The organism is Amycolatopsis sp. lyj-112, from assembly GCF_046549055.1.
Lineage (GTDB): Bacteria > Actinomycetota > Actinomycetes > Mycobacteriales > Pseudonocardiaceae > Amycolatopsis.
In genome coordinates this window covers 60,006-68,964 of the sequence record NZ_JAJPWS010000025.1, presented here as the reverse complement: position 1 = coordinate 68,964, position 8,959 = coordinate 60,006, and the positions used below count along the sequence as shown (strand labels likewise).

Here is an 8,959-nt window from a genome sequence, read left to right as displayed (position 1 = left end):
CCCTGCTCTGCCCATCGCCGCATGATCACCACAACACCCCTGGCCACCACACCGACAGGCCGGTCAAGTGTTCACGATGTCCTGAAACATCAACTGTGCACGATGTCCTGAACTCAGACAGGTCGTTCTAACGACCCGAATCACTCACGAGTCCCGTGCCACGCGATACCGCAGCCTCCCCGGACGTGACCGGACGGACGACACGCGTGACTGAGCGGACGACACCTGTGACCGAACGGACGACACGCCCGCGGCCGGGCTTCCACCCCGTGTCGTCCATCTGGACACGCGTGTCGTCTCTCCAATCACGCGAAACCGCCGCCTGCGCACCGGCCAGCAGAACCACCAACGCCAGGCAAGCGGGATCACAAACTTCGCCCGACGTAGTTACCTCAACCACTCTTGGCTCTAACGACCCGAATCACTCACGACCACCCAGTTCTGAGCACGGTCGTGAGCGGCAGTCGGGGTTATTGAGGAGAAGGTCGAACGGGTCGCGTTCGTGGGTGAGCCGGGGCAGTGGGGTGAAAGCGTGATTCGCGTGATCGGGCACGTGACTCACGTGACTGGACGCCGCACTCGGGTTTACGGCGTCTCATCACGCGAGATCCGTGTCTGATCACAGATCAAGCGGCGGAGAGGGCGGTGACTCGCCACTTGCCGTCGGCTCGTTCCGCGGTGACGCTCAGCTGGGCCGCGCCGGTACTCCGCTGCCCGTCGCCCCGCACGCCGGTCTGGTCGAGGAACACCAGCAGCGACGCCCGGTCCCCGTCGAGCACCTTGACGCCGGAAACCACCGGCGCCGACGTGACGATCAGCTTCTGCTCGGCCGCGAGGGTCCGGACCTGGGCGAACAGCTGGTCGTACTGCCCCAGCGCCGGCCCGGTCAGGACCTCCTTCGCGGCCTGCTCGCTCTTGGCGGGATCGTCGTACCGGTAGGAGAAGATCGTGCCGAGCGCCTTGCCGACCTGGTCGCCCACCTCCGCGGTGGTGGCGACGTCGGTCAGCGCGGTGTTGTGCGTCAGCACCGCCGTGGCGTCCCGCGCTTCGAGAGCGAACCACCCCGCGAGGCCCGCCATCACCAGCGCGACCGCGCCGAACACCAGCGGACGACGACTCCGCCGCACAGGTTCGGGGACGGCCTCGGCAGTCTCAGTGGCTTCAGTGGCTTCGATGACGCCGGTCCGGGCACTCCCGCCCATTTTCCCGGCGACCTTCACCGTGCGCCGGACCGGTTTGACGGCTCGTTTCGTGTGCATTCCGTCCTCCGTCAGGGCTTTCCGCTGTCGGTCACCGGGACCTGGCCGAGCGAGGTGACCCGCCAGCCGTCCGGCGTCCGGTTCAGGGCGGCGCGGAACCGGTTGTGCTTGGTCACGGCGTCGCCGCCTTCGGGCCGCACTTCGAGTTCGACCGAGGCGATCACCTCGGCGGTCCCGCCGCCACTGTCCACTTCGGTCACCGCCGCGTCGACGACCCGGCCGGTGGTGACGGTTTTCGCCTGGCCGATCCGGGTGAGACCGCCTTGCCGGTCACTCGCCAGCTCGTCGTGCAAGGCACCACCGGAGAGGTTCAGCCAGTTCTGGTAACCCTGTTCCGCCTGCCGGTAGTCCAAAGTGGTCAGTGCGGACACCGCCTGCCTGCCCACTTGCAGCGCCTCTTCGCGGACCGCGGCCCGCGCGACGCCGTCGTCTCTCCCGGCGTCCCACCAGGTGTAGCCGAACCAGGCGGCCAGCGCGGTGGCGAGCACCGCGAGCAGTCCCGTGAACCGGGTCATCGCCTTCACTCCCTTCACCGGCCACCCGCCGGCACGTTCTGCGAGCCGCGCACATTCGTCGGGTTGCCTTTCGGCAGGGCACAGCGCGCGGCGGTGTTGAGCGGTCGTGGCGAGGTGTCGAGCCCGTCGCGGTAAGCGGTCCCGTAACCGGTGACGCACGGCGGCGGATCGAAGAACGTCAGCGACAGGCCGACGCGGGCCCCCTCCGGCCCGACGATGGCGCTGCCCGCCGCGACCGCCTTCGGCGCGGTGACCAGCAGCTGCTCGATGCCGTCCTGCCGCGTTTCCAGCACGTCCGCGGTGGTCAGCAGGTTCGCCAGGAGGATGCCGAGGCTCGGGCCGGACTCCCTCAAGAGGGTGCTCACCTCGTTCGCCGCCGCCGGAACGGCCGGGATCAGCCTGCGCAGGTCTCCGTCGGAGTTCTTGAGCGTCTCGGCGAGCAGTTTCGCGTTCGCACCGAAGGAGCGGATCGCGTTCGCCTGCTCGACCTGGGTGTCGAGCACGACGTGCGCGTCGGTCACGAACCTGGTCAGCGGGCCGACGTGTTCGCTCGCCTCCTTGACGAACTCGATTCCCCGGCCCACCAGCTGATCCAGCGCCGGGCCCGCGTCGGTCGTCGCGTTGTACAACTCGTCGATGACGGTCCGCAGCGCCGGCTTCGGCACCGAGTTCGCGAAAGAGTCCACACTGGACAGAACGATGTCCACCGGCAGCGGGATCTTCGTGTCGGATTCGCTGATCACCGAACCGTCCCGCAACATCGCCCCGTCACCGCGGCGCGGCCGCAGATCGACGTACTGCTCGCCGATGGCCGAACGGTTGGCGACGACCGCTTCGGTGTCCGCGGGCACTTCCGGGCTGCCCGAGTCGATGTTCAGCTCCACCTCCATCCCGGAGACGGTCAGCCGCAACGGCCCGACCCGGCCGATCGGCACGCCCCGGTAGGTGACCTCCGCGTTGCTGAAGATCCCGCCGCCCGTGGCGAACCGTGCAGTGACGGTGTATCCGCGGTCGAGCACCAGTTTGTCGAGCCCCGCGTAGGTCGCGCCGACGTAGGCGACACCCAGGACCGCGATGACCACGAAGGCCACCACCTGGGCGCGGACGAGCTTGGTCAGCATCAGCGGCCACCACTGTTCTTGAAGGTCAGGAACGTGTTCAGGTAGTCACCGCGGATGGCTTCGAGCGCGGCGTCGGGGAACGGGAAGGTGAAGATCATCTCCATCGCCTTCGGCAGCTTGTCCCCGGAATCGGCCAGCCGCCGCAGCAACGGTTCGAGCGCTTTCAGATCCGCGACGAGGTCGTCCTTGCTGCGGTTCACCGTGTCGACCGCGACCGACGTGAGCCCGTCCAGCGATTTCAGCATCCCGACCAGCGCCTGGCGCTGGTCGTTCAGCACCTCGATCCCGGGCGTGAGCCCGTTGAGGGTCGCTTTGATCTCTTCCGTGTTCGAGTTCAGCGTCGCCGCGAGCCGGTTGACGCTCTCGATCGCGCGGGTGATCTCCGCCTTGTGCTCGTCAAGGCCGCGCACGAAGGTGTCCAAATTGGACAGCAGGCTGCGGGCCGCGCTTTCCTTGCCGCCGAGCGCGTCGTTGAGTTCGCGGGTGATGTTCTGCACCTGCGCGACGCCTCCACCATTGAGCAGCAAGGAAAGCGCGCCGAAGACCTCTTCGATCTCCGGGGTCAGCGACGAACGCGCCAGCGGGATGACGGCGCCGTCGGTCAGCCGCCCGCTCGGGCTGCCCTCGTCCGGGGGCGCCAGCTCGACGAACTTCTCGCCGAGGATGCTCGCCTGCCGCAGCCGCGCGACCGCGTTGGACGGCAGGTTCACGTCCCCGTTGACCAGCAGCCCGACCACGGCGCTGCGCCCGTCCGGGGCCAGTTCGACCGTCCGCACCTGGCCCACCGGGACGTCGTTGACCTTGACCCCGGACTGTGGCACCAGGTCCAGTGCGTTGGAGAAGCTCGCCGTCACGTGGATCGGATGCTCGCCCAGCGCCGCGCCGCCGGGAAGCGGGATGTCGTAGACGTCGACGCCGCTGCTGCAGCCGGTGGCGGCCAGCGTGAGCGCCAGCACGGCGGCGCATTTCAGGCGGGAGTTCATTTCGCCCCCGAGAACTCGGTGAGGTTGCCGCGGCCGTCGAGCGTGCCCGCGCCCTGGTTGTAGGCGGCGAGCAGGTTCGCCAGCGCGTTCGGCGCGGCGTCCATCGCCTCGCCCAGTGACGCCTTCTGCTGGCTGAGCACCTTCGTCACCTCGGCCAGTTTGTCCACATCGGACTTGACCTTGCCGCGGTTGTCCTTGATGAAACCCTGGACGACGCTCAGTGCCTCGGTCAGTTCGGTCATCGCACCGGAGAACTGGTCGCGCTGGTCGGCGAGGACCTTGCTGATCGACGCGATCTGCTGGATCGCCTCCTTCACCCGGCCGTCGTTGGACGCGAGCATCGCGGTGAACTTGCTGATGTTGTCGACGGACTCGAACAGGTCGTCCTTGGAATCGCTCGCCGTGCGGGCGAATTCGCCGAGGTTCTTGATCGCCTCGCCGAGCCGCCCGCCGTTGCCGTCGAGATAGGTCGCGGCCTTGGTCAGGACGTCGCTGACGGCGCCGTCCTTGTTGGCGCCCTTCGGTCCGAGCGCGGTCATCAGCTGGTTGAGGCTGGTCAGCAGCTCGTCGACCTCGACCGGGGTCACCGTGCGCTCGACCGGGATCCGGCCGCCGTCGCCCATTTCGGGTCCGCCCAGGTACACCGGGGTGAGCTGGACGTACCGGTCGGCCACGAGGCTCGGCGTGATCACGACGGCGCCGGCGTCGGCGGGCAGCTTGACATCGGGGCGGACCGTCATGGTCACCACGACGTTCGTGCCTTGCGGTTCGACCTTGGTGACCGAGCCGATCACGACGCCGAGCACGCGCACCTCGGTGTTCGGGTAGACCCCGACCGTCGCGGTGAAATACCCGGTCAAGGTCCGCTCGGAAGGCTTCGTCACCAGCGGCCAGACCGCTGTCACGATCAATCCCGCGACGACGGCGAGCGCCAGCCGACGCACCCAGGCGCGGCGGCGGGACTGCGCCCCGAGATCGCTCAACGTGAAATGGCGGCCCATCAGCGCCCCCCGTTCCTCGAGGGCATACAGCTGCCCGGTGTGCTGCCGGTCGGGACGAGCCCGCAGATGTAGGTGTCGATCCACCGGCCGTTGCCGACCGCGTTGCCGAGCAGCCGGTAGAACGGCCCGGCCAGCCGCAGGCTTTCGCCGAGCTTGTCCTGGTTGCGCTGCAGCACGGTGGCGACGCGGTCGAGCTGATCGAGCGCCGGGCCGAGCGTCTTCTGGTTGTCCGCCACCAATCCCTTGAGCTGTACCGAAAGGTTCTTGACCCCGCTGAACAGCTTCGCGATGGCGTCCTTGCGCGCGTTCAGCTCGGTCAGCAGCGTGTTCCCGTCGCGGATCAGCGCCTCGATCTGCTGCGACCGGTCTCCGAGGGTCTGGGACACCTTGTTCGTGTTGGCGAACAGCTTCACCAATTCCTCGTCGCGGGACGCGAGCGTCTTCGACAACGCCGTGATGCCGTCGAAAGCGATCCGCACGTCCTGCGGCGTCGACGCGCCGAGAGTTTCAGACAACGTCCCGAACGCCTTCGCCAGCTGATCGGTGTCGATCGCGCCCACGGTGTTCGCGAGGTCGTTGAAGACCGTGGTGACGTCATAGGGGGAACTCGTGCGCTCCGCCGGGATCGGCTCGTCCGGGTCGAGCTCGGCGTTGCCGACCGGGTCGATGACCAGGTTCTTCTGTCCCAGCAAGGTCTTGATCTTGATCGCGGCGGTGGTCCGGTTGCCGATCCAGGTGTCCTTGACCCGGAACAGGACCTTCACGTGGCCGCCGTCCAGCAGGACGTCGCTGACCTCGCCGACCTTCACGCCGGCGACGCGGACCTCGTCGTTGCGCTTGAGCCCGGCCGCTTCGGTGAACTCCGCGGCGTACGTGGTGCCGCCGCCGATCAGCGGCAGGTCGTCGGAGAAGAACACCGCCGAACCGCCCAAGGCCATCAGCACCGCCGTGACGGCACCGACCGCGATCGGGTTCCGGGTGCGGAAAGGCTTGATACGAGGCGCTTTCACCGGCACCGTCCTTGGGTGAGCGGGATTCCGACCGGCGGGCCGCCCGGGGCGGGTGCCGCGTCCGATTTCGCCGAGCACAGGTAGAAGTTGATCCACGAGCCGTAGGAGACCATCGAGCCGATGCGGTCCAGCTTCTTCGGGAGGTTCGCCAGGAACTGCTCGAACACTGGGGTGTTGTCGGCGAGGTTCCTCGACAGGTCGCCGAGGGTGACGATGCTGTCCTTCAACGGCGCACGGCCATCGTTGAGCAGATCCGCGGTGGCGGTGGTGAGCTCGCCGAGCCCGCCGATCGCCTGCCCGATGGGTTTCGCGTCCGCGGCGAGCCCGGAAACCAGCTTGGCGGTCACGTCGACGAGCTTGTCGAACTGGTCGCCTTGGCTGTTCAGCGTGTCCAGCACCGTGTTGAGGTTCCCGACCACCTGACCGATCACCTCGTCCTTGCCCGCCAAGGTGGCCGTCAGCGACCCGGTGTGCTCGAGCAGGCTGTCGATCGTGGTCCCCTCCCCCTGCAGCACCTGGACGATCTCGAACGACAGCTGGTTGACGTCGTTCGGCGACAGCGCCTGGAAGAGTGGTTTGAACCCGTTGAACAACGCGGTGAGATCCAGCGCGGGACGCGTCCGCTCCAGCGGGATCAGCTTGTCGTCGGGCAGCGCCGACGCCCCTTCGGCCGGCCCGGGGTCGATCGCGAGATACCGCTGGCCGACGAGGTTGCGGTAGCGGATGGTGACCGTGGCGGACGAGGTGAGGCGGCGTTTGTCCTCGATCGAGAACCGCACATCCGCGAGCCGGTGCTCGACCACTCCGATCGCATCGACCTGACCGATCCGGACACCGGACATCCGGACCTCGTCCCCGGGGTTGACCGACGTCGCGTCGGTGAACCGGGCGGTGTAGCCGACGGTGGTGCCGACCCCGGAGTTCGCGATGGTGACGGCCAGGATCCCGGTGGCCACCACGGTGACCACGAAGAAGATCAGGCCCTTGAACGCCGGCCCCGCGACACTCCTCATCGGACGGTCACCTCCGTGCCGCGCAACGCCGGTCCCGCCAGCACGCTGCTCCAGTCCGGGACCTCGGCCGGCTTCATCCCGAGCGACGGCGCCAGGATCTCGGCGACCAGCCCTCGCTCCCCCTTCGAATTCGCCGGGCCGAGGTCACCGTCGGTGGCGAAGGACAGCGCCGCGGAGCTTCCACCTCCGCCGTAACACCGGGGGCCGCCCTTCTGGTCGAACCGCGGATCGTCGCGGCCCGGGACGTACTTGTCCCGAGGGTCGCGGACGGACAGCGTCACGTGCATGCCGGGCTCACCGGTGCCCTTGCCCAAGGCCTTCTCCATCACCGGTTTGAGCCGGTTCACCGCGTCGAACAGGCACGGGAACTCCGGCGAGTACCGGGAAAGCAGTTCCAGCGTCGGCCTGCTCTTGACGCTGACGCCGATGATGTTGTTCTTGTTCTCCACCAAAAACTTGTTCATGTCACCACTCGCGGTGGTGACGCTGGTGTACAGCCGGTCGAGATCAACGCGAGTGTCCACAATGGTCTTCGCGGTGGTGGACAGGTCGGACAACGCCTTGAGGATGTCCGGCGCGGCACCGTGGTAGAGGTCCGCGACATCGGCGAGGCCGGTGATGTCGGCCTTGAACTGCGGCATCAGCGGGTTCAGCCGGCCGAGGAGGTCGTTGAGCTGGACGATACTGTCCCCCAAGGGTTTCCCGCGATTGTCGAGCGCGAGCGAGATCGCCCCGAGCGAGCTGTTGAGCTTCTGCGGCTGCACCGCCCGCAGCAACGGCAGCAGGTCGCCGAGCACGCGTTCGAGTTCGATCGCGTTCGCGGAGTGGTCCTGGGTGATGACGTCGCCGTCCTGCAGCGAACCCCCCGCGGGCCGGTCCGGAAGGACGAGATTGACGTAGCGCTCGCCGAACACCGTCTTCGGCAGCAACCGCGCCGAGATGTTCCGCGGCAGCTGGTCGATCTTCTCCGGGTCGATCGCGAGGTCGATCTCGGCTCCCTCCGCACTGCCCCGGACCGCCCTGACCTCACCGAACGGGACTCCGCGGACCTTGACCTCGGCGGGCGGGGCCAGCTGGTTGCCCACGCGATCGGTCTTGAGCGTGACCACTTCCGCGCGTTCGAAGTCCTTGTTGAAGATCGCGACGGCGACCCAGCCGAGCAGCACCAGGATGAACAGGAAGGCCAGCCCGGCGGCCTGGGTCCTGGCCCGCGCACTCATCCGGACACCTTCACCGTCGTGGTGGCGCCCCAGATCGCCAGGCTGAGGAACAGGTCCAGCACACTGATCAGCACGATCGACGTCCGCACGGCGCGGCCGACCGCGACTCCGACGCCCGCCGGGCCGCCCGCCGCGCGGTAGCCGTAGAAGCAGTGCGTGAGGATGACGCCGACGCTGAACACCAGCACCTTCGCGAACGACCAGAGCACGTCTTCGGGTGGTAGGAACAAGGAGAAGTAGTGGTCATAGGTGCCACCGGACTGGCCGAAGAACACCACCGTCGTCACCCGCGAACCCAGGTAGGAGATCAGCAGGCCGATCACGTAGAGCGGGATGATCGCGACGAACCCGGCCACGATCCGGGTGGTGACGAGATACGGCATGCTGCGTACCGCCATCACCTCCAGCGCGTCGATCTCTTCGGAGATCCGCATGGCGCCCAGCTGCGCGGTGAACCCGGCCCCGACGGTCGCCGACAGCGCGAGCCCGGCCGAAAGCGGCGCGATCTCCCGGGTGTTGAAGTACGCGGTGAGGAATCCGGTCATCGCGGAGATGTTGATCTGGTTCAGGGCACTGAAACCCTGAAGGCCCACCGTGATCCCGGTGAACACGCACAGGCCGACCATCACGCCGACGGTGCCGCCGATCACCGCGAGGGCACCGGTTCCGAACGTCACCTCGGCGAGAAGCCGCACCACTTCACGGAAGTAGCGGGTAACGGCCATCGGGATCGCCGCGATCGCGCGGACGTAGAACATCAGCTGGTCGCCCAGCTCGTAGAGGCTGTTGCCGGGCCGCTTGAACGCCTCTCGGGCCCGCTCGGGGACGCTGGTCACG

9 protein-coding genes are annotated in these 8,959 nt (G+C 67.7%); all 9 read right to left on the bottom strand.

The genetic code is table 11. From position 1 onward, the window contains the following. Positions 1-626 precede the first annotated feature (626 nt). The 9 genes from ACLJRL_RS40330 to ACLJRL_RS40290 are packed head-to-tail and all read right to left on the bottom strand — an operon-like array spanning position 627 to position 8,958. Positions 627-1,259 carry a hypothetical protein gene (locus ACLJRL_RS40330; protein ID WP_410661687.1) on the bottom strand — a complete coding sequence of 211 codons (633 nt, stop codon included), beginning with the start codon at positions 1,257-1,259 and terminating at the stop codon, positions 627-629. 11 nt (positions 1,260-1,270) lie between these two features. Beyond that, positions 1,271-1,774: a hypothetical protein gene (locus tag ACLJRL_RS40325; RefSeq protein WP_410661686.1), complete on the bottom strand. Its 504-nt coding sequence runs from the start codon at positions 1,772-1,774 to the stop codon at positions 1,271-1,273. Positions 1,775-1,788: 14 nt separating this feature from the next. Continuing rightward, entirely contained in the window at positions 1,789-2,895 is a 1,107-nt protein-coding gene (locus ACLJRL_RS40320; RefSeq protein WP_410661685.1) for an MCE family protein, read from the bottom strand. Continuing rightward, positions 2,895-3,878 (bottom strand): MCE family protein, encoded by a 984-nt coding sequence (locus ACLJRL_RS40315; protein ID WP_410661684.1) that lies wholly within the window; start codon positions 3,876-3,878, stop codon positions 2,895-2,897. Before ACLJRL_RS40315 ends, ACLJRL_RS40320 begins: the two co-directional genes overlap by 1 nt. Further along, positions 3,875-4,879 carry an MCE family protein gene (locus ACLJRL_RS40310; protein WP_410661683.1) on the bottom strand — a complete coding sequence of 335 codons (1,005 nt, stop codon included), beginning with the start codon at positions 4,877-4,879 and terminating at the stop codon, positions 3,875-3,877. Before ACLJRL_RS40310 ends, ACLJRL_RS40315 begins: the two co-directional genes overlap by 4 nt. Next, on the bottom strand, positions 4,879-5,889 hold the full coding sequence (locus tag ACLJRL_RS40305) for an MCE family protein (protein WP_410661682.1): 1,011 nt from the start codon (positions 5,887-5,889) through the stop codon (positions 4,879-4,881). Before ACLJRL_RS40305 ends, ACLJRL_RS40310 begins: the two co-directional genes overlap by 1 nt. After that, positions 5,886-6,902 carry an MCE family protein gene (locus tag ACLJRL_RS40300; protein ID WP_410661681.1) on the bottom strand — a complete coding sequence of 339 codons (1,017 nt, stop codon included), beginning with the start codon at positions 6,900-6,902 and terminating at the stop codon, positions 5,886-5,888. Before ACLJRL_RS40300 ends, ACLJRL_RS40305 begins: the two co-directional genes overlap by 4 nt. Beyond that, positions 6,899-8,122: an MCE family protein gene (locus tag ACLJRL_RS40295; protein ID WP_410661680.1), complete on the bottom strand. Its 1,224-nt coding sequence runs from the start codon at positions 8,120-8,122 to the stop codon at positions 6,899-6,901. Before ACLJRL_RS40295 ends, ACLJRL_RS40300 begins: the two co-directional genes overlap by 4 nt. Continuing rightward, entirely contained in the window at positions 8,119-8,958 is an 840-nt protein-coding gene (locus ACLJRL_RS40290; protein ID WP_410661679.1) for an MlaE family ABC transporter permease, read from the bottom strand. Before ACLJRL_RS40290 ends, ACLJRL_RS40295 begins: the two co-directional genes overlap by 4 nt. Position 8,959 lies beyond the last annotated feature (1 nt).